This is a genomic window from Patescibacteria group bacterium (assembly GCA_028716665.1).
GTDB lineage: Bacteria > Patescibacteriota > Patescibacteriia > UBA2591 > JAQUPP01 > JAQUPP01.
This window is the reverse complement of the sequence record JAQUPP010000002.1, coordinates 13,774-34,402: the sequence shown is the minus strand read 5'-3', so window position 1 is coordinate 34,402 and position 20,629 is coordinate 13,774. Positions and strand designations below refer to the sequence as shown.

Below are 20,629 nucleotides of genomic sequence, written 5' to 3'. Positions count from 1 at the left end.
ACTATTGAATCATTTTTAAAAATTCTTGTTCGCTGATAATTTTTACTCCCAAATCTTTGGCATTTTTGAATTTTGAACCCGGGGCATCGCCGGCCACCAAAAAATCCGTTTTTGAACTGACTGAAGAAGAAATATTTCCGCCTGACTTCCTGATCATTTCTTTGGCTGATTCACGGGTAAAATGAATCAGTGTTCCGGTCAGAACAAAAGTTTTACCGTTTAATTTTTGATCAATTTTTGAAGGCTTAATAATTTCCACTCCCGCTTTTTTAAATTTTTTAATCAATTCCAAATTATTTTTATCTTGGAACCACTCAAAAATACTTTTAGCCACTACTCCGCCGATATCTTCAATCGCCTCTAAATCATCAAGTTTGGCTTTGATTAAATTATCCAAATCTCCGAAATAATTGGCTAAACTAATGGCTGTTTCTTCACCCGTGTGGCGAATTCCCAAGGCGTAAATAAAACGGCTAAAATCAATTTTCTTGCTTTTATCAATCGCCCCAATAATATTATCCGCTGATTTTTCGGCAAATCTTTCCAAGGGTTCAAGGTCTTCTTTTTTTAAGAAAAATATGTCTGCCGGATCTTTAATCAACCCGACGCTGAAAAGTTTATCAATAATTTTCGGGCCCAAATGAACAATATCAAAAGCATTTTTGGAAACAAAATGAGTAATGCCTCGCCATCTCTGTCCGTAACAATTTTTATTGGAACAATAAAAATCAACTTCGCCTTCTTTTCTGTAAGCCGGTGAATGGCAGAGCGGGCAATGATTTGGCATTTTAAATATTTTTTCTTTATTGGTCCGCAAATTTTTTAAAACTCCGACAATATCAGGAATAACATCGCCGGCCCGTTTTATCACCACCGTATCATTAATTCTGACATCCAATCTTTTAATTTCATCTTCATTATGCAAGGTGGCCCGACTGACGTTGGCTCCGCCGACATTAACCGATTCAAGTACGGCCACCGGCGTCAATCTGCCGGTTCGCCCAATTTGAATAATAATATCTTTTATTTTAGTGGTTGCTTCCAACCCGGGAAATTTATAAGCAATTGATCCTCGCGGCGCCCGACCAACCGTGCCCAATTTATCGTAAATTTCATTGGAATTAACTCTGGCGACCACGCCGTCAATTTCATAAGGCAATTTTTCTCTTAATCCACCGATATATTTTTGAAATTTTATAATCTCGGAAATATCAGCGCAATATTGAGTGTAAGGATTCGGAGGAAAACCGATTTTCTCAATTAATTTATGAGTTTCCAAATGAGTTTTTTGCCCCAAATCAGTGATAATATCGTAAGCAAAAAAATTCAATTTTCTTTTTAAAGTAATTTGCGAATCAAGCTGACGCAATGATCCGGCCGCAGCGTTTCTGGGATTGGCAAAAGCCGATTCTTTATTTTTAATTTGCTCTTTGTTTAATTCCTCAAAAACTTTTTTGGACATAAAAACCTCTCCTCTGATTTCCGTTTCTCCCTGAAAATTTCCTTCCAATTTCAAAGGTATGGTTCTGATGGTTTTTAAATTTTGAGTCACATCTTCGCCGATATAACCGTCTCCGCGAGTCGCTCCTTTTTCGAAAATTCCATTTTTATAAAATAAAGTCACCGCCAAACCATCCATTTTCAATTCAATAAAATAATCGATTTTTGAATCAGAAGGCAAAAGTTTTTTGATTCTTTTCTCCCAATCATAAATTTCATTTTCTTCAAAAGCGTCGGAGAGGGAAAGCAAAGGAATTTTATGAGCAAATTTTTTAAATTTTTCCAAAGGCTTGCCGCCCACTCTTTGAGTCGGCGAATTCTGTCCGGCGAATTCCGGATATTGTTTTTCCAGAGCCAACAATTCTTTTCTTAAAGAATCGTAAGCCGCATCCGAAATCGACGGCTTGTCCAAAACATAATAAAGGCGGCCGTGATATTCTATTTCTTTTTTTAATTTTTCTATCCTTGATTCGGCCTCTTTTTTGGTTAATTCTTTCATAAACCTAAATGTAAAGCTTCCGATATAATTTTTTTTCTTCAATATATTTTAAAACTTCTTTCGGCACCAATTTTTTAACTGATTTTTTATCGTGTAATAATTTTCTGACCGTAGTGCTGGAAATAGGGCAATTTATTTTCATAATTTTTATTTTAGGCCTAATCTTCTTGGGGATCTTAATCTTTGATAATAAATTATCCCGATTAGTGACAATAAAATACGCTTGATTGAAAATTTTCAATCCCCCGTTCCATTTGCCGTCCAATATCTCTTTTAAAGAATCCGCTCCTATCACCCAATAAATTTCATAACCCGGGTGTTGCTTTTTTATTTGTCTGATTGTATCAATAGTATAAGACTTTATCCCTCTGCGTGCTTTTTTAATTTCCATATCCGAAACAACAATCCGAGAATTAGATTTGGCTAAAATTTTTGTCATCGCCAGACGATCTTTCATTGACGCCATATTGTAATTTTCTTTAATCGGCTGAATACCAACCGGCATTAAAATAATTCTTTCAGCCCCTGTTTTTTTCAACGCTTTCCTGATGATAATAAGATGCCCCTGATGAGGAGGATTAAAAGAACTGCCGAAAATAATAATAGAATTCTGAATCATGAATTATATTAATTTTATTGTTCTTGTTGCTGATGCGTCGGCCAGCATGAAGTTTGGGCCGCCGGAGTTTGGTCTGAAGACGGTGAAACACCCTGTTCACTGGTCGCGTTTATAACATAATAATAATTCATTTTAGGAATGACTCGTTTATCAATATAGCAGCAAGTATCAGCTGTGCCGCATTTAGTATAAGGAGCTTCGGCGCCGTCGCAAACAGAAGCTAACCCGCAATCTCCCTCTAATGAACAATTTGAAGTGCCTGCCTCATAATCAATTTTAATGTCAGAATCTGATTTTGCCACATTATAAATCGCCACGTTATCAAGCAGGCCGTCAAAATAATAACTTCCAACCCGACCGATCGTTAAGGTTTCGTTATTCGCAGTCAATAAGGCTGTTTCGTCGAATTCTTTCACTTTTACGCCGTTAACATAAAGAGTGACTTCTTTATCGGAGCTGTCATCAAACACACTCGCCAAGTGATACCATTGATTAGGTGAAATAATTGTTGTATCGTCAGTATGATTTTTCCAATCTCCTGTATAAAAATTAAAAGACAAGTATCCGCTTGAATTAACGCGCATCTCATAATTTCTCAAATTTGAACTTGTTCCTTTCGCAATTATGCCATTATCTTTTGATGTATCTATTTTAACCCAAGCTTCAAGTGTGATTGCCGTGCTCAGATCCAAATCATCCGCATCTGATACTTCCACGTAATCATTATCTCCCGCAAAACTGCCGCCGTAATTAAATTTTGCGCCGGACACAGTACTCACTCCATTTCCAGCCGTGCCATTATTATCCTGACTGGAAGAATCTTTGACTTCATCGGATTGTCCGCTCCAAGAAGTTTCATTCATTTTCCATTGAGCAATTAAACCATTATAAGAAATTCCTTCGGCCAAATGACCGACTAATTGGCATCTGGAATCAACTAAACTGTTGCATCCCGTGTCGGTTAATGTCCGATAAATATTATAACCATCAGCGCTGCTGCCCTGAGGCCCATCCCATTTAGTTTTAATTTGACCGCAAGTTTTAGCATCAGTAGTTTCTCCGTCCGGTTCGCAATTAAGAGTTTTTCCCCATTGTGCTCCATTGGAATTCCATGTTGAACCGGTCGCGTTATGCGCCACCACCGCGTAACAATAACCCGTATCTTCAATCAACCCCGTATCTTGCAAATATCCCTCAGTTCCTTCGGATACACTGTTTTGCGTATAACCATTAGTTCCACAATTTTCTTCCGTACTGCAAGTTGGGCAACTTTCTACATCATCTTTCCGCCAATAAGTATAATTCTCTGCCCAATCAGCAGAACTATATAAAACCGATAATTGATGGCAGTCGGTGCTATTATCAACACTTAAAATATCAAAAGTCGCAGGCGCGAGAACATCCTTAGGATAACCATTTTCCAACCAACCAACGCCAAGCAAAGAACTGGAATAATCATTCCAACCCCAACCACCCATTCTGTAAAAATCTATATAATCTTCCAAATAACTTCCCCACCATTTACTCGGAGTGGCGTCAGTTAAACTTTTCTGTAATTTCATCCAGCCATTATCTCCCAAATTGATTACTTTGGCCCAACCGGAGAGTTCCATTTGTCCGTCAGAAAAAATTTCGCTGTCTGATTTAGCTTTAAACCAAATTGAAACATTTTCAATTGTGCCCTTAAAAAATGTATCCATTGTTGAAGCGCCCTTTTTCGCGCCCAAATAAAATTTTTGCGATAAATCTATTAAAGTGCTTGGTACTGTGCCGCTAGTTGTTCCATCAACTTCCACTCCGTCAACAAAAATACTTAATTTTTCGCTTCCGTCATAATCATATTTTCCGGCCACGGAATGCCATTTTGTTATATCAGTTAAATTGGCAGTAGTTTGAGTTATTGTTGCTTCGGTAGTACCGGACACAAAAAAATTTAATTTATTATCAGTATCCAACCAAAGTCGATAACTTTTACCCGTTCCATCATCCCATTTGCCCAAAATAGTTTGTTGTTCTGTGCCGCCAATCACGCCTCGTTTTATAAATGCCTCAACTGTTAAATCGCCGGTGATACTTAAAGATGGGCTGTCTGCCATTTCTATATAATCACTCGTCCCATTAAATGATCTGGCATTACCCCATTTGCCGGAAACTCTAGTCGTACCATTAAGTGTCCCTACATTACCATTACCAGAAGAATCCTGGATTGGCGAACTTTCATTATTTAAATTCCAATGCGCGCGCAATTCATCAGAAGTGGGAGTTGGATAAAAAGATTCACCTTTATCCCCGAGACAAGAACAAGTACCGCCGACACAAGTGGCATTTCCCGAACAGGCCCACGGTTTATTTCCATCCCATGCATCCGGCCCTTCACAGCTTGAAGGGGTATCACAGCAGCTCGAATTATTATCGCAAGAGCAACCAAAACAGATCCAACCCATATTTGAACTCCAAGCATAACCATGTAATTTATATGGAGAAATAGTATCTACTGCAACGCCATAATTATTCCCGCTGCATCTATCTTCAAAAATTCCATCAACTTGGCAGGTCCCACCCGGACATCCGTTGTCACAATATAAACCATTATTGCTTCCGCCGACACATTTCCCATAATCATTATAACAATTTGCGGAAACCCAACCGATATTCTCGCTCCATCCCCAACCGCGAATATTATCTTCTGAATCAGCTTTTGCCGAGAAAATTTTAAGATTTAAATTGTGAGCCAACAAAATCAAAAAACCCAGAATGATAAAAATTCCGGAAATAATCAAACGATTTTTGATGCTAAATTTGATAGTCATCTCTTAAATTATAAAACATTTTTAGCCGGAGAGCAAGCCCCCTCACCTAATGGCGATAATATCTTGCATTTAATATTTTTTTAAATAGAAATAAATCTTATAACAATAAATAAAATAACAAAGCTGGATCGCCCTGCCAAAGCGGGGCATCGCCGTTATGGTGAGGGGGCAAGCCCCAAAATTATAAAAGGCCTCAGTTATTACTGAAGCCTTTATTTTTTTAAAACCAAAGTGAAATTCCCCCTCTGAAGCATCATAATTCGATGTCTTCTGTTTAGCCAAATTTTTATTTTCTCAGTTGAACCGAGAAAATTGTTTTCTCTATATTCAATTTCAAAAACAAAACACTTTGTTTCTCTTCCCTGAATTGTTATTATTTCTATGGCTGAAATCATGGCTTGCAAAGAATCAGAATATAAAGAATCTGTTTTAGATTTATTCTCTCTGACCATGTTAATGCTCCAACTCTTGCCAACCCCTAAACTTTCAGCAGGAATAGCTTTAAGAAGATAGAGCAGGGCCAATAAATCTCGTGAACTTGGCAGAATTTCTCCCGTAAAAAAATCATTTTTATCCTTCGAATAAGATACATCCCAACTTCCCCGATTATTAAACTGATCTATACAAATCTGTATCTTCTTTTTCCGTCCATGCCAATCTTCCGTTTTATTAAAACGTAAACTTTTAAAACTTTGATCCACCCATGACTCCATTGTTACGCAGAAAGGTTGTTTAAGATTATTCGCCATTTCATTGCTCTTCGCTTCTGCATAAAAATTCCAAATAGTATTTCCATTCATGGCAAATTTGCCATTAAATCGTGTCTTAAGAGTCCCAACGGCGATATCTTGCATCAACCATCTATATCTAATGGAATAAACTTCTTCTTTCCCCTCTTTAAACAGATTATGCGAATTTACCTGATTCAAATCAATTTCTCCCAAACTTGAAGCAATCAAGAAATAGATTGTAAAAAACATCTCTCACCTCCTTTTGTTTGCCGATAAACAGATTTTATTTATTCTAAATTTAACAAATTTTTTCTTTTATGTCAAGACGTCTGTTTGTTTTGAAATATTAACCAAAATTCCAAAAGCAGCCATAAAAACGCAAAAACTTGTGCCGCCATAACTGACAAAAGGCAAAGGAATGCCGGTCAAAGGCAAAAGTCTTAACATCGCAGCCATATTGATTAATGATTGAAAAATAAACCAAGAACCGATGCCGACTGTCAATAATTTTCCAAAATTATCACGATTTAAATTGGCTAATCTGAAAATACGAATAGCCAAATAAATATATAATCCCACCACTATCAACATTGAAATAAAGCCCAGCTCTTCGGCCATCACGGCAAAAATTGAATCACCGACCACTTCGGGCAAATAATTAATTTTTTGATACGAATGTCCCAATCCCCGACCAAAAATTCCTCCTGAACCAATGGCCAAAATCGCCTGATTAATATGATAACCTATACCTTGAAGGTCCGCTTCAGGATGAAGAAATACCATTACTCTGTCAAAACGATAAGGAGCTATTTTAATTAAAGCTATTAAAGATATAAGTCCGCCCATTATTATAAAACCCAAATGTTTCCAAGGCGCGCCGGCAATGAAATAAACAACCAGGGCACTTATAATAATCACCAATAAAGTTCCTATATCCGGCTGAAAAATAATAAGAACGCTGATAATAACTAAAAAAAGAACAAATGGTATAAAAACTTCTTTAATGTTTTTGAATTTATCTTGATGACCGGAGAACCAAGCTGCCAAATAAATCAGAAATGATAATTTTATAAATTCTGACGGTTGAAAATTAAAGCCGCCTATTTTTATCCACCGACTTACCCCTTCTTTGGCAAAACCTATGCCCGGCACCAGAACCAAGGCCAATATTATAAGTGAAAAAATAAGCAAGTAAAAAGAAATTTTTTTTAAATGATGATAGTCAAAACGAGCCAGAAGCCAAAAAATAAATAAACCCGGCAATAAACCGTTAAGGATTTGATGCGTTAAATAAAAATAACAATTATCAAATCTTTCACAGGCAGTAAAATAACTGGCCGAAGTAAGAATAATCAATCCCAAAATAATCAAAATTGCCAGGTTAATGATAATAATATAATCAGGTTGATGAATTTTTGTTTTGATCATTTTAAATTTTTGACAAATTTTTTAAATTTTCCTCCGCGATCAAATTCATTTTTAAACAATCCGAAACTGGCGCAGCCGGGAGACAGAAGGACAATATCGCCTTTTTTTGCGTTTTTTTGAGACATCTCTATTGCTTCTTTCATGTTTTTAACTTCAAAGATTTTTTTTTCGCTCTTAGCAGATAAAATTTGCGATTTTAATCTTGGTGTGGCGGTGCCGGGAAGCAAAATTATAATTTTGCCATATTTCTTGATATATTGCGCGAATTCTTGAAATTTTAAATTCTTGTCCGCTCCGCCGCAAATCAGAATAACCGGTTGATTAAAAGATTTTAGAGCGCTAATCGCCGCTTCAGGCATGGTCGCGGCCGTGTCATTGTAATATTTTACTCCTTTGAATATCCTCACTAATTCCAAACGATTGGCTATACCGGAAAAATCATTTAAAAATTTCTGAATCATCTGCGGTTTGATTTTTAAAATGGCGGCAACGCAAACCGCGGCCAAAATATTTTCCAAATTATGTTCTCCTAATATTTTAATTCTGGCAACAGAACAAATTTTTTCCAATTGATTATTCTGGCGAAAATAAATTTCTTGATTTTTTAAAAATACGCCGTCTTTTTTGGAAAAAGGTTTTTTAGAGAACCAGTAAACCTTTCCCCGACAGTAAGAATTTAATTGATAAGATTTCTTATTGTCATAATTTAAAATCGCGATTCCTTTTTTAGATTGTCTTTTTAAAATAATTTTTTTCGCTTCAATGTATTTTTTAAAAGTTTTATATCTGTCCAAATGATCCGGAAAAAGATTGGTTATAACGGCGATTTCCGGTCCTTTTTTAAGATTTTCAAGATGAAAAGAAGAAAGTTCCAGAATCATCTTGCTGTCCTTTTTTGTTTTATTGTTTAAAAATTTCAACGGCGAAAAACCGATATTTCCGCCGAGATTAACTTTTTGTCTGGACTTTTTTAAAATTTGATAAATCAAAGTGGTAGTGGTTGATTTGCCCTTGGTGCCGGTAATGCCGATAATTTGCCCCGGATACAATTCAAAAAAAAGATTAATATCAGTTGTAATCGGCACTTGATTATCTTGAGCTATTTTCAAAAAAGGCGAACTGTTGCGAACGGCCGGATTTTTAATAATTAAATCCGCAGATTTAAAATCCTGCGGACGATGTTTGCCTAAAATATATTTTATTGAAAAATTTTTAAGTTTTTCAAGAGATGGCTTAAGTTCTTTCTCGGTTCTTAAATCAGTAATGGTGATTTTTGCCCCTTGTTTCAACAGCCATCTGACCGTTTCCAGTCCCCCGCCGATAATCCCCAGTCCCATTACTAAAACTTTTTTACCATTTAAATTCATAGTAAAATTATTTAAAAACTCTTTAAAACATTTTTTCGGCTAAAAAGATAATCAGACCAAGCATTGCTCCCACTCCATTGATCAGCCAAAATCGCATTACGATTTGAGCTTCCGGCCAACCAATGGCTTCAAAATGATGATGAATCGGTGTGGAAAGAAAAATCTTTTTATGGCGGATTTTTTTGGAAATCAATTGAACAATTACTGACATTGATTCAATGATTAAAATCAGCCCGATAATCGGCAAAAGAATAAATTCATTGGTAATCATGGCAATCACGCCAAGCGTTACGCCCAAAGACATGGCGCCGGTATCACCCATAAAAAATCTGGCCGGATAAATATTAAACCAAAGAAAAGCGATTAAAGTTCCGATAATCACACCGCAAAAACAGGCCAAGTCAAATCTTCCCTGAGCAAAAGCGATAATGCCGTAAGCGGCAAAAGCAATCAATAAAATACCGCCCGCCAAACCGTCCAAGCCGTCAGTTTCATTAACTGAAAAAGAAGTGGCGATAATGACAAAAATAAACAAAGGAATATACCAAAGACCGATATTAAAATCTCCAAAAAACGGAATATGAACCACGTCCCATTGCAATTTTGAATAAAACCACCAAGCTCCGACAATGGCGATAAAAGTATAAATAAGAATTCGGTGATACATTTTTAATCCGCCGCCTTTTGGTCCGATTTTTCTGACATTCAAATAATCGTCAAAAGCGCCCACCAATCCGGAAGCGATCAGAACGCCCAAAGGCAAAAGTGTCTGGGGACGGGATAAAAAATTCAAACTTTTAAAAATTTCCAAATGAGGCAATTTTGACAAATAAAAAAATAAAACCGCCAAAACGGCAGTCGTAATCCAAATTAATAATCCTCCCATGGTCGGAGTGCCTGATTTTTTGGCATGAAGAGCGGAAAAAATCGGCGCGCTTTCCGTGTCTCGGATTTGTTTCCCCAATTTATATTTATAAAGAAAACGGGTTAACAATGGTGTTAAAAGAATAGCCAAAACAAAAGCAATAGTTGAAAGAATAAAAACTTTAATAACCTCAAATAACATACCCCTTATAAATTAATAATTAATAAAACTGAAATTAATAAAATAATTTGAACCGCCAAAAGACCGGCGAGTAAAAAATAAATCAAATTGTTCTTTCGATGAAGATAAAAATAAAAAACCAGAAACGAATTGAGAATCAATATCGCCAATCCGACCAATGGAATCTCAAGCAATCTTGACCAATGGCCGATGGAATCCACGCCGGACAAAATATTATAATGCAAAGAAATTTGTCCGTTGCGGCCATGAAAAATCAATACAATCAACCAAGTGATTATATTTAAAAATAATCCGGAATAAATAAAAGGCGTTATTTTTTTATCTTTCCAGAATTTACTTTTTTGAATATTTCGGAGAACTTTATCAAGACTCATAGAGAATATTGTATACTAGTTTTAAATTATTGACAAGTTCTGATAATTTAGTATAATTAATTTAGATAAAAATAAAAAGTCTGTCTATTAACAGACAAAGGAGGAAATATGGAAAACATAAAATTCTCAAATCTGACTTCACTTCAGAAAAAACTTCTGGCTGAAGCAGAAAAAGCGATGAAAGAGGCTTATAATCCTTATTCCCGCTTTTATGTCGGAGCTGCGGTTTTAACTCTGGATGATAAAATTATCACCGGAGCTAATTTTGAAAATGCCGCCTATTACTCTGTCCATGCAGAACAAACAGCTTTGTCCAGGGCCAACGCTATGGGTGAACGTAAATTTAAAGCCTTGGCAATTATTACCAAAGGTGAAAATTTCAACACCACAGAAGTAAGCGCACCTTGTGGCACTTGCCGACAAGCTATTTACGAGTCAAGCCAAATCGGCGGTGTGGATATAGAAATAATTCTGTCCACAACGAAAAAGGACAAAATTGTCGTTTGCACTATCAGTGAGTTGTTACCTTTGGCTTTTGGTCCGAAAGATTTGGAAATTGATATCAAAAAATATCAATAATCAGTAAAAAATCAAAAGAGTCGTTAGATTATATAACGACTCTTTTTTTATTATCCTAAACGTCTACCCAAATCATCTGCCGTGGGTCTGAATTGTTTTCTGAATTTTTTTACTTCTGCTTGTAACTTTTTTTGGCCTTCGGGAGTCTGCAAGTCAATATGAATTTCATCAAATTTCTTCCAAAACTTATTTCCTGCTTTCTTAAGCAACGCAACTCTTCTCTGAGCCAAAATATCCGCAATCTTCTTTATCTCCCCTTTCTTCTTCCTTGATACTGGAATCTTCTTTCTTTTCACGTTCACCTCCTTTTTAAAACTATTATCATAATAATAAAAAACAAGAATAATGTCAATATAGGGGGTTGACCCCCTCACCAAACGCTGATGTGTTTTTTTTAAACACGAGTTTCTATTTTTTTATATTTAAAGTATTTTTTCATTTAATTTTTAAATTTAGGATTTGAAAAATACAAAGCTGAGTGCTTATCAGCGTTCTAGGTGAGGGGGTTGACAAAAATTAAAAAATATGCTATATTATATAAGATAAAAAAAGGGGGAAAGATGAAAAAAATTAAGCTCTTTTTAAAAGAATTGGAAAGAAAAATTTGTTGTGATATCGGGTTTGTACTCATGTTCTTAAAAGAATCCCGTAAATACCTTCTTGAAGGAATCGGATTTATGGCTATGCTGTTACTTGTATTAATGTTTATAAGCTGTATATACGAAGTAACCGACCCAAGTTTGGTAGGGACAACAGATATTAGTAAATTAATCCATTTGCCATATTATTCCGGTTGGGGTATTGTAGTTGGATTAACATTGATCGGCGGTATTGCTGAACAAAAAAGAGAGAAAAGAAAAAAAACACCACTTTAAAAAAATCAAAGAGAGGACCTAAAAAGTCCTCTCTTACCTATTGTAACCTTGACCCCCTCACCTGAACGGCGATTAGCGCCTTTGGGCGCATAGAAAAATCTTTAATATAAAGTTCCAATACAAAATTAAGGCTTGTTATTTTATTAATCTTTAAGATAAAAAATATCGTCGTTTGGTGAGGGGGTTGACACAAATTCTTGAATTGTTATAATATCTTTATTCTTAAATTTAAACTATCTTAAAATAATTTTATGTCACACAAGAAAGCAGGCGGTTCTACATCTTTAGGTCGCGACTCACAAGGAAAAAGATTGGGCGTTAAAATGTCTCATGGCCAAAAAACAAAACCCGGAATGATTATTGTTCGCCAACGCGGCACCAAATTTCATCCTGGAGTTGGCGTCAGAAAAGGATCTGATTACACTCTTTACGCCATTAAAGAAGGAACGATTTATTTTAGCCAAAAAAAATCACCGGATTTTACCGGCAAATTACGCTGCAAAAAAATTGTCAGCGTGAAATAAAGGGTAATAGGTTTACATCTGCCAACTGACGGAAAGATATTAACCCCTTTGATATCTGCGCTTGCTCGGAGTAACAATCCGCATTAGCGGACTGTTCCTCTCTCACTCGCTTGATAATAAATAATAATTTCTTTATAAAAATAAAAAGGATTTTAAAAATCCTTTTTATTTTTTATTAATTATTCTATTTCTTTTCCAAAATTTCTATTGCTTTTTGAAGCTGCGGATCTCGATTAAGTTTATAATCTTCTTCTGTCAATTCTACCTTGATATCCGGGGTAATTCCCTCTTTATTGATTGACCGACCCAAGGGCGTATACCAATGAGCAACGGTTAATTTCAAAACTGATCCGTCAGAAAAATTTTCCAATTCCTGGACTGAACCTTTGCCAAAAGTTTTTTCTCCCAAAAGAGTGGCTAATTTATAATCTTGCAAAGCGCCGGCTAAAATTTCCGAAGCTGAAGCAGAACCGCCGTTAACAAGAACAACTATAGGCAAATTTTTAAGCTCTCCTCTGCCGTTGGCTCGATATTCCGTTACCTTGCCTTTTGCGTCTTTGGCGGTCACAACAATATCTTTCCCCACCCAATAACCGGCAATGTCAACGGATGTATCCAAATAACCGCCCGGATTATTTCTTAAATCAAGAATCAGGCCTTTAGGATTGGCTTTTAAAATAACTTGAGCTATATTTTCAAAATCAGTCCAAGTATCTTCGTCAAAATGCGAAACTTTTAGAAGAGCGATATTATTTCCGACCAATTGCCAAGAAACTGTTTTAATGCTGATAACGTCTCTGATTAATTCCAAATCTTTGGCTGTTGAATCGCCTGCTCGCCAAATAAGCAATTTAACTTTAGTTCCCTTTTTTCCGCGAATCAAATTAGCCGCTTCATCCAAGGCCATACCCGAAGTTTCTTTATCATCAATCGCGTAAATTTTATCTCCGGTTCTCATCCCTGCTCTGAAAGCCGGCGTATCCGGCAATGGAGCAATTACGGTCAAACGATTATCTTTAATTCCGATTTCAATACCAATGCCTTCAAAATTACCGGACATCTCGTCTAAAAATCTTTTCGCGGTTTCCGGATCCAAAAAATTAGAATACGGGTCGTCTAATCCGCTGACTAATCCTTTAAGCGAACCGTAAAATAAATTTTTATCCGTTACCGGCTGTTCAACATAACGTTCTTTTAAAATAGACCAGACTTGCCAGAATAAATCATAATCAAGATTGGCGTCAGGACTGGCTGATTGAAAAATTGGCTGCGGCGCTTGCCATTTGCCGAATTTTAAATAAATAAAATGATTGCCAGTGACTATTCCGCCGACAAAAGCAACCACGAAAATAATAATCAGAAGAAAAATCGCTTTTTTTTGAGAAATTAATTTCATTGTTTTATAAAATTTAAATTAATTTTGTTTTGTATCCTAAATGTTTATAGGCTCCTTCAGTTGCCATTCTGCCGCGAGGCGTTCTTTGCAGAAAACCGAGCTGGGTCAAATAAGGTTCGTAAATTTCTTCAATTGATTCCAAATCTTCCGAAGTAGCCATAGCCAAAGTTTTTAAACCAACCGGACCGCCGGCAAACTTATCAATAATGGTTTCTAAAATTTTGCGATCCATTTGATTAAGTCCCAATTCGTCAATTTCCAGCATTCCCAAAGATTTGATGGCAAAGTCTTTTTCAATTATTTTTTGTCCGTCAACTTGGGCGAAATCTCTCACTCTTTTCAGCAAGCGATTTGCCACTCTTGGAGTAAAACGCGATCTCTTGGCGATTTCTTCAGCTGTCTCCGGAGTTATTTCTATTTTTAAAATGCGGGCAGAGCGATTGATAATTTCTTCAATATCTTTATTTTGATAAAAATCCAATTGATGGGTCAAACCGAAACGATCTCTCAAGGGCGCAGAAAGAAGACTGGGCCGGGTTGTCGCGCCGATTAAAGTAAAACGCGGCAGATCCAAACGCAAATTTCTGGCCATCGGTCCTTTACCGACCACCAAATCAATGCCGTATTCTTCCATGGCCGGATATAAAACTTCTTCAATAACTTTGCTTAACCGATGTATTTCATCAATAAATAAAATATCACCATTTTCCAAATTTGTCAAAATCGCCGCCAAATCCCCCACTTTGTCCATGGTTGGTCCGGAAGTAATGCGAATATTAACGCCCATCTCATTGGCGATAATATAAGATAAGGTCGTTTTGCCAAGGCCGGGCGGACCGTAAAATAAAACGTGATCCAAAGATTCGCCGCGCTGTTTGGCCGCTTCAACGAAAATCTTTAAATTATCTTTTAACTTTTTTTGCCCGATAAATTCTTTCAAATTCTTCGGTCTCAAAGTCCGATCCATTGTTTTATCTTCTTCCAGATCTTCAGGGGCGATAATATTGTGCTCCTTAAATTTACTCATACCAGGTAGTGAAAATTCGACTATTTAATATTTAAATAAATATTTTTAAATTTAATTGAATGCCTAAATAATAAAAATCCGATTTATTAAATCTTGTTTTAGTCCCGTTTAAACGGGACGGTCGAATTTCTACTACCTGGCATATTAGTATTATAACACAGTATTTTTTAAAAACAAGAAGTTTATTGCTACATAAATTTAAAACAACTTCTCTTTTTCAAGGCCAAATGCTATACTGATTTTATGAAATATATTGCTGATTTCCACATTCATTCCAAATATTCTCGGGCTACGGCTCACGATATTAGCGTGGAAAAATTGGATCAATGGGCGAAAATAAAAGGCATTCAAATTTTAGGCACCGGCGATTTTACGCATCCGGCTTGGTTTAAAGAATTAAAAGAAAAATTAGAGCAGGTTAGCGAAGGAGTGTATGAATTAAATTCTAAATTCCAAATTCCAAATTCCAAATTCAGAGTTCGTTTTATCCTAACCACTGAAATTTCCTGCATTTACAAAAAAAATAACAAAACCAGACGGATTCATCTGGTTATTTTTGCGCCTGATTTTGAAACCGCGGAAAAAATAAATCAAAATTTGGGAGAAAAATATAATTTAAAATCAGACGGCCGGCCGATTCTGGGATTGGATGCCAAAGAATTGGTAAAAATTTTACTGGATATTTCGCCTAAAATTTTCATTGTTCCGGCTCATATTTGGACTCCTTGGTTTTCTCTTTTTGGTTCAATGTCAGGATTTGATTCAGTTGAAGAATGTTTTGAAGAAATGACACCTAATATTTACGCCTTGGAAACCGGACTTAGCTCAGATCCTTTAATGAATTGGCAATGGTCATATTTGGACAAATACACTTTAATTTCAAATTCCGACGCTCACTCGCCTTCAAAATTGGGACGCGAAGCCAATGTTTTTGAATTTAAAAAACCGCCCAGTTATGACGACATTATTAACGCCATAAAAACCAAAAAAAACTTTTTATCTACCATTGAATTTTTCCCAGAAGAAGGAAAATATCATTTTGACGGCCATCGCGATTGCAAAATCAGAATGACGCCGGCAGAAACTAAAAGAGCCGGCGGACTTTGCCCAAAATGCAGGCGACCGATGACTATTGGCGTGGCTTATCGGGTGGCTGCTTTGGCCGACCGAAAAGAAGCAATCAAGCCAAAGGACGCGCCGGATTTTAAAAGTTTGATCCCCTTAACCGAAATTATCCACGAAGTTAAAAAAGTAACCAAATTAAAAAGCGTGGAATTGGAATATCAAAATTTAACTGAAAAAGGCCATGGGGAATTTAATGTTTTATTGAATTTGAGCGAAAAAGAATTAGCTGACATTTCTACTCCCCTGCTCGCCCAAGCGATTATTAAAATGAGAAAAGGAGAAGTAACCAAAGAAGCCGGCTATGATGGAGTTTTCGGGAAAATCAGCGTTTTCGGTAAAGAATCTCAAATCATAAAAACTTTTCAAAAAAAATTAACAAATCAAAAAAGTTTGTTTAAATAATATGCAAAAATCAATTATTTTAATCTATTGCCTGATTGGAGTATTTTTAATTTTTGGCATTACCCTCCAAAACGGTTTTGTTTTTGACGACATGGCCATTGTCCGAGATAATTTAATGATCAGAAATTTGGCCAATATTCCGCAATTTTTCAATTCGCCTTATTCTGCGCTTGAAGCGGGAATTTATCGACCCGTCACCATTTTTAGTTTTTCTTTAAATTATTTTTTCTTTACTCCAAAATCTCTTTGGGGACAAATGCCGGCTGCTTGGAGTTTTCATTTGATCAATATTATTCTCCACGCCCTGAACTGTTGGCTTTTATTCTTTTTAATTAAACAACTTACCAAACAAAAATTATTGCCGTATTTGGCAGTTTTATTTTTTCTGGTTTTGCCCATTCATACCGAAGCCGTGACCGGCATAGTCGGCCGGGCTGAACTTTTGGCTTTGTGTTTTTCTTTGCTCAGTTTGCTGTCTTTTTTATGTTTCAAATCAAATTTAAAAAAAATATTATTCGGCGGTTTAGCTTTTATTTTGGCTCTTTTAAGCAAGGAAAATTCGATGGCGGTTATTCCGATTTATATTTTTATCGCATTTTATTTTGTTGTTTTGAGTCCTCTGAAACATTCTTTTTGGCAAAAAATAAAAATTACCATTCTCCGCTTCTGGCGAGAATTTCTAACTCTGTTTGTCACTTTTGGCATTTATTTGATAATGAGATTTTCAGTTTTAAAAGAATATGTGTTTGGCAACAATGCCACCATAGTGGAAAATCCGCTTGATTTTGCTCCGGCTTGGCAAAGAATTCTAACCTCTTTAAAAGTGCTATGCCTTTATTTGGAAAAAAGTTTTTGGCCGATTAATCTTTCCTCTGATTATTCTTACAATCAAATTCCTTTAGTCACCAACGGGTTTGATTTAAGAATGTTAATCGGCTTGATTGCTTTTTTGTTTTTAATTTTCTGTTTGTTCTGGCCGATTAAAAAACAAAATTTTTCCTTATTGGGATTGGCTTCAATATTTTTCCTTTTCCCGTTTTTGCCCATTGCCAATCTTTTCTTCCCTATTGGCACGATTATGGCCGAAAGATTGATGTATTTCCCGTCAATCGGTTTATGTTTATTTTTGGCGATAATTTTATCAAAACTTTACGATGTCCGGTCGCAAAAAATTTGCAAACCTTTATTTTTTATTATTGTTATCAGTTTAACTGTTTTTTACGGCGCCCGTTCTTTTGCGCGCAATAAAGATTGGTATGACGAGAAAACGCTTTTTTTCTCAGCCGCTCAGTCCAGCCCAAACAGCGTTCTTTCGCGATCAAACAAAGGAGCCATTTATTTGCTTGAAGGAAATTATGATGAGGCATTGAAAGAAACTCAGGCAGCCAATAACATTTATCCTTATTATCCGCCGGCCATGAATAATTTGGGCTTACTTTATTATTATCATCAACAATATGATTTGGCCGAAAAACAATTTTTAAAAACCATTGCCATTTCTTCCGGCTATATTAATGCTTATGAAAATCTGGCCTTAGTTTATTTTGACCAAGAAAAATATCAAGACGCTCAAAATATTCTTTTAAAACGTTATCTTAATCATCAAGATCTGGCCAATCAATATCTTTTAGGTCTTTTTGAAGATAAAATTAATAATCTCAAATCAGTTGGCCAAAAAGATTTAGCTGATAAACTGACAGAAAAAATGGAAGAATTAAAATTAAATAAATAAAATTTTACACTTGACCCCCTCACATGGGAAATTATGAAAATTACTGTCTTTCGTTTTTATATACACATTGATTTTATCTTAATTAAACGTTTATTTTAAATTTATACTTATTAAATCGTAATTTTTAAGAAAGACAATAATTTCCCATGTGAGGGGGTTGACATTTTCAAAAAAATATGCTATTATTTAAACATAATAATGATTCTTAAAAATCAAAAATCTGCCTATTATCGGCAGACAGGGAGGCAAAAATGTTAGTCCTTTACATAATTTTAGGAATTTTTATAGGCATACCAATTTATCTGTTTGCTGGAAAATGGATACTAAATACTGTGGGGAATTACACATGGGCATTAAGTAGTCTAATCTTTTTTCCAAAAGAAAAAGGAATAATAAAAATAAATTGGCGCGATTTCTCCAATAGCAGTTTTATTGATAAAAAATCCAATAAAAAAATTACTATTATTTTCTGGCCGATAATAATAGGAACTGGTTTATTTTTATTAATTTTGGCTATATTGGTTTCCTGGGGTAGAATTATTGGGAATTGTCTTTAATAAATCATGGGGACGCAAATTGCGTCCCCTTTTTTAATTGGGATTGATTTTTTATCCTATTTAAAAATTGGCTCTTGACATTTTAAAAAAAATATGCTTAAATATTACTAAGGTAATTTAAAAAGGAGGAATTAATGAATAAAAAAAATCTTTATTCTGGGCAAGAAATGAAAAAGTTGAAAAAGATAAACAGATTGGATCAAAGAGAAGTGAAATTAGATAAAAAAATAAAAACACTTCAAAAAAGAAGAAGGAAAATTAGGACCGAGCTACTAGAATTACAAGAAAAACTATACCTCTCGTATAAGAATTATCCCAAACTACTTAATAAAAAGGTTAAATTAGTCTATACTGTGAGGTATTACAGTGAAACCCGTGGTTGGTACGCTCGCTATATTACAGCTATAGGTAAAATTATTAGCTGGGACTCTCAAGAACCGATAGTTAAATTTGAAAACAAAACTGGTGAAATTAATCTTATCTACGTATACGGGAAAGATTATCACGGCAGTTTAGGTGGTTTAATAAAAATTAGACTGCTTGAAATATAAAAATAAAAGGGGTGGAACTATCCACCCCTTTCGCTTTTTAAAAAAATATGTTATGTTAAAAATAGTTTTTGGTTATTAGTTTCTAGTTTTGGTTGATTAGTTTTTTGGTTTTAAACTAATAACTGGATAACCATAACCATTAACTAAAAACTATTAACTATTTTTTATGAAACGTATTTATCTTGATTACGCGGCGACTACGCCGATAGATCCGCGAGTTTTAAAGACAATGGCTCCTTATTTAAGGAGTGTTTTTGGCAATCCTTCAAGCTTGCATTATGAAGGAATTCAGGCCAAAAATGCGATTGAGCAAGCGCGTCAAAAAGTGGCTCAATTGATCGCGGCCAAAACCGAAGAAATCATTTTTACCAGCGGCGGGACAGAATCAAATAATTTCGCCCTCAAAGGAATATTTTACCAATTTCCCCGCGGAGAATATCAGATTATCACCTCTTCCATCGAACATCACGCCATTTTGGAACCTTGTAAATTTTTGGAATCTTTGGGATGCAAAGTAATTTATTTGCCGGTTGATAAAGACGGCTTGGTTGATCCGGAAGATGTCAGAAAAAATTTAACTCCGCAAACAATTTTAGTTTCCATTATGCACGCCAATAATGAAATGGGGGCAATTCAGCCGATCGCTGAAATTGCGAATATCATTCGCAATTTCAGAAATTCGAACCAAATTCCAAATTCCAAATTCCAAATTCCACTCTTCCATACCGACGCGGTCCAAACCGCCGGCCATTTGCCGATTAATGTTAATGATTTGGGAGTTGATTTATTATCAATTTCGGCTCATAAACTTTACGGACCAAAAGGCGTTGGCGCTTTATATCTCAAAAAAGGCGTCAGAATAAAACCGTTTATGCACGGCGGCGAACAGGAAAACAATCTCCGCGCTTCCACGGAAAATGTGCCGGCAATCGTCGGTTTTGGCAAGGCAGCCGAATTGGCAAAAGAAAATTTGGAAAAAGAAATAAAATATCTGACTGATTTGCGCGATGACTTAATTAATCAACTTTTAAGCAAAATAAAAAACAGCCGGCTCAACGGCCATTCTGTGAAACGTTTGCCGAATAATGTTAATGTCAGCATTGAAGGCATTGAGGGCGAAGCAATGCTGGTTTCCTTGGATTTAAAAGGAATCGCCTGCTCCACCGGATCTGCTTGTTCTTCAAATATTTTAAAACCTTCTCATGTTATGATGGCTTTGGGTTTGGAACCGGAAATAGCTCACGGCTCGCTTCGTTTTACTTTGGGACGTTTTACGAAAAAAAGCGAAATAGATTTGACAGTTAAAAATTTGCTTCCCATTATCGAAAGGTTAAGAAAAATTTCTCCGTTAAAAGTCGTTTAACTAAAAAGCTAATAAGCCCCGCCTGCCAAAGCCTGTCTAAATTAATTAATTTAGAATATAAATTAATTTTATAACTTCATTTAATAAACCTAAATATGTTATTA

Annotated in this window: 18 protein-coding genes; 7 read left to right on the top strand and 11 right to left on the bottom strand. The window is 35.7% G+C overall.

All coding sequences use genetic code 11. The features are described 5' to 3' along the window. Position 1: 1 nt before the first annotated feature. The 8 genes from ligA to PHF10_03200 all read right to left on the bottom strand — a co-directional run bounded on the left by ligA (position 2) and on the right by PHF10_03200 (position 10,394). On the bottom strand, positions 2 to 1,999 hold the full coding sequence (ligA, locus tag PHF10_03235; protein ID MDD5534738.1) for an NAD-dependent DNA ligase LigA: 1,998 nt from the start codon (positions 1,997 to 1,999) through the stop codon (positions 2 to 4). A gap of 4 nt (positions 2,000 to 2,003) precedes the next feature. Then, a complete protein-coding gene (gene nadD, locus PHF10_03230; protein MDD5534737.1) occupies positions 2,004 to 2,618 on the bottom strand; it encodes a nicotinate (nicotinamide) nucleotide adenylyltransferase in 615 nt (204 codons plus the stop codon). 14 nt (positions 2,619 to 2,632) lie between these two features. Further along, a complete protein-coding gene (locus PHF10_03225) occupies positions 2,633 to 5,428 on the bottom strand; it encodes a LamG domain-containing protein (GenBank protein MDD5534736.1) in 2,796 nt (931 codons plus the stop codon). A 212-nt stretch (positions 5,429 to 5,640) separates the two neighbouring features. After that, positions 5,641 to 6,408, bottom strand: a complete 768-nt coding sequence (locus PHF10_03220; protein ID MDD5534735.1) for a DUF3108 domain-containing protein — start codon at positions 6,406 to 6,408, stop codon at positions 5,641 to 5,643. A gap of 66 nt (positions 6,409 to 6,474) precedes the next feature. Beyond that, the gene (gene ftsW, locus PHF10_03215) at positions 6,475 to 7,587 is read right to left on the bottom strand and encodes a putative lipid II flippase FtsW (GenBank protein ID MDD5534734.1); all 1,113 of its coding nucleotides are present in this window, start codon (positions 7,585 to 7,587) and stop codon (positions 6,475 to 6,477) included. Beyond that, complete coding sequence (gene murD, locus PHF10_03210; protein ID MDD5534733.1) at positions 7,584 to 8,954, bottom strand: UDP-N-acetylmuramoyl-L-alanine--D-glutamate ligase; 1,371 nt, start codon at positions 8,952 to 8,954, stop codon at positions 7,584 to 7,586. Before murD ends, ftsW begins: the two co-directional genes overlap by 4 nt. 22 nt (positions 8,955 to 8,976) lie before the next feature. After that, entirely contained in the window at positions 8,977 to 10,020 is a 1,044-nt protein-coding gene (gene mraY, locus PHF10_03205) for a phospho-N-acetylmuramoyl-pentapeptide-transferase (protein MDD5534732.1), read from the bottom strand. A gap of 5 nt (positions 10,021 to 10,025) precedes the next feature. Next, complete coding sequence (locus tag PHF10_03200; protein ID MDD5534731.1) at positions 10,026 to 10,394, bottom strand: hypothetical protein; 369 nt, start codon at positions 10,392 to 10,394, stop codon at positions 10,026 to 10,028. Positions 10,395 to 10,502: 108 nt separating this feature from the next. Here PHF10_03200 and PHF10_03195 point away from each other — a divergent pair, with 108 nt between their 5' ends. Then, positions 10,503 to 10,973: a cytidine deaminase gene (locus PHF10_03195; GenBank protein MDD5534730.1), complete on the top strand. Its 471-nt coding sequence runs from the start codon at positions 10,503 to 10,505 to the stop codon at positions 10,971 to 10,973. 50 nt (positions 10,974 to 11,023) lie between these two features. On the opposite strand, the gene PHF10_03190 is transcribed toward PHF10_03195, so the two are convergent. Next, positions 11,024 to 11,275 (bottom strand): hypothetical protein, encoded by a 252-nt coding sequence (locus PHF10_03190; GenBank protein ID MDD5534729.1) that lies wholly within the window; start codon positions 11,273 to 11,275, stop codon positions 11,024 to 11,026. Positions 11,276 to 11,479: 204 nt separating this feature from the next. On the opposite strand from PHF10_03190, the gene PHF10_03185 reads away from it, so the two are divergent. Next, positions 11,480 to 11,848: a hypothetical protein gene (locus tag PHF10_03185; protein ID MDD5534728.1), complete on the top strand. Its 369-nt coding sequence runs from the start codon at positions 11,480 to 11,482 to the stop codon at positions 11,846 to 11,848. Between the two features lie 251 nt (positions 11,849 to 12,099). Beyond that, positions 12,100 to 12,372: a 50S ribosomal protein L27 gene (rpmA, locus tag PHF10_03180; GenBank protein ID MDD5534727.1), complete on the top strand. Its 273-nt coding sequence runs from the start codon at positions 12,100 to 12,102 to the stop codon at positions 12,370 to 12,372. A gap of 184 nt (positions 12,373 to 12,556) precedes the next feature. Here rpmA and PHF10_03175 read toward each other — a convergent pair whose 3' ends face one another. Together PHF10_03175 and ruvB are read right to left on the bottom strand one after the other, a co-directional pair. Next, a complete protein-coding gene (locus PHF10_03175) occupies positions 12,557 to 13,768 on the bottom strand; it encodes a S41 family peptidase (protein MDD5534726.1) in 1,212 nt (403 codons plus the stop codon). A 13-nt stretch (positions 13,769 to 13,781) separates the two neighbouring features. Then, positions 13,782 to 14,795 carry a Holliday junction branch migration DNA helicase RuvB gene (gene ruvB, locus PHF10_03170; GenBank protein ID MDD5534725.1) on the bottom strand — a complete coding sequence of 338 codons (1,014 nt, stop codon included), beginning with the start codon at positions 14,793 to 14,795 and terminating at the stop codon, positions 13,782 to 13,784. A gap of 243 nt (positions 14,796 to 15,038) precedes the next feature. On the opposite strand from ruvB, the gene PHF10_03165 reads away from it, so the two are divergent. From PHF10_03165 to PHF10_03150, 4 genes are all read left to right on the top strand, one after another. Further along, positions 15,039 to 16,322 (top strand): endonuclease Q family protein, encoded by a 1,284-nt coding sequence (locus tag PHF10_03165; GenBank protein ID MDD5534724.1) that lies wholly within the window; start codon positions 15,039 to 15,041, stop codon positions 16,320 to 16,322. Between the two features lies 1 nt (position 16,323). Beyond that, positions 16,324 to 18,054 (top strand): DUF1736 domain-containing protein, encoded by a 1,731-nt coding sequence (locus PHF10_03160; GenBank protein ID MDD5534723.1) that lies wholly within the window; start codon positions 16,324 to 16,326, stop codon positions 18,052 to 18,054. Positions 18,055 to 18,745: 691 nt separating this feature from the next. Continuing rightward, complete coding sequence (locus PHF10_03155; protein ID MDD5534722.1) at positions 18,746 to 19,162, top strand: hypothetical protein; 417 nt, start codon at positions 18,746 to 18,748, stop codon at positions 19,160 to 19,162. 166 nt (positions 19,163 to 19,328) lie between these two features. After that, positions 19,329 to 20,525, top strand: coding sequence for a cysteine desulfurase family protein (locus PHF10_03150; GenBank protein MDD5534721.1), 1,197 nt, complete (start codon positions 19,329 to 19,331; stop codon positions 20,523 to 20,525). Positions 20,526 to 20,629: the final 104 nt, after the last annotated feature.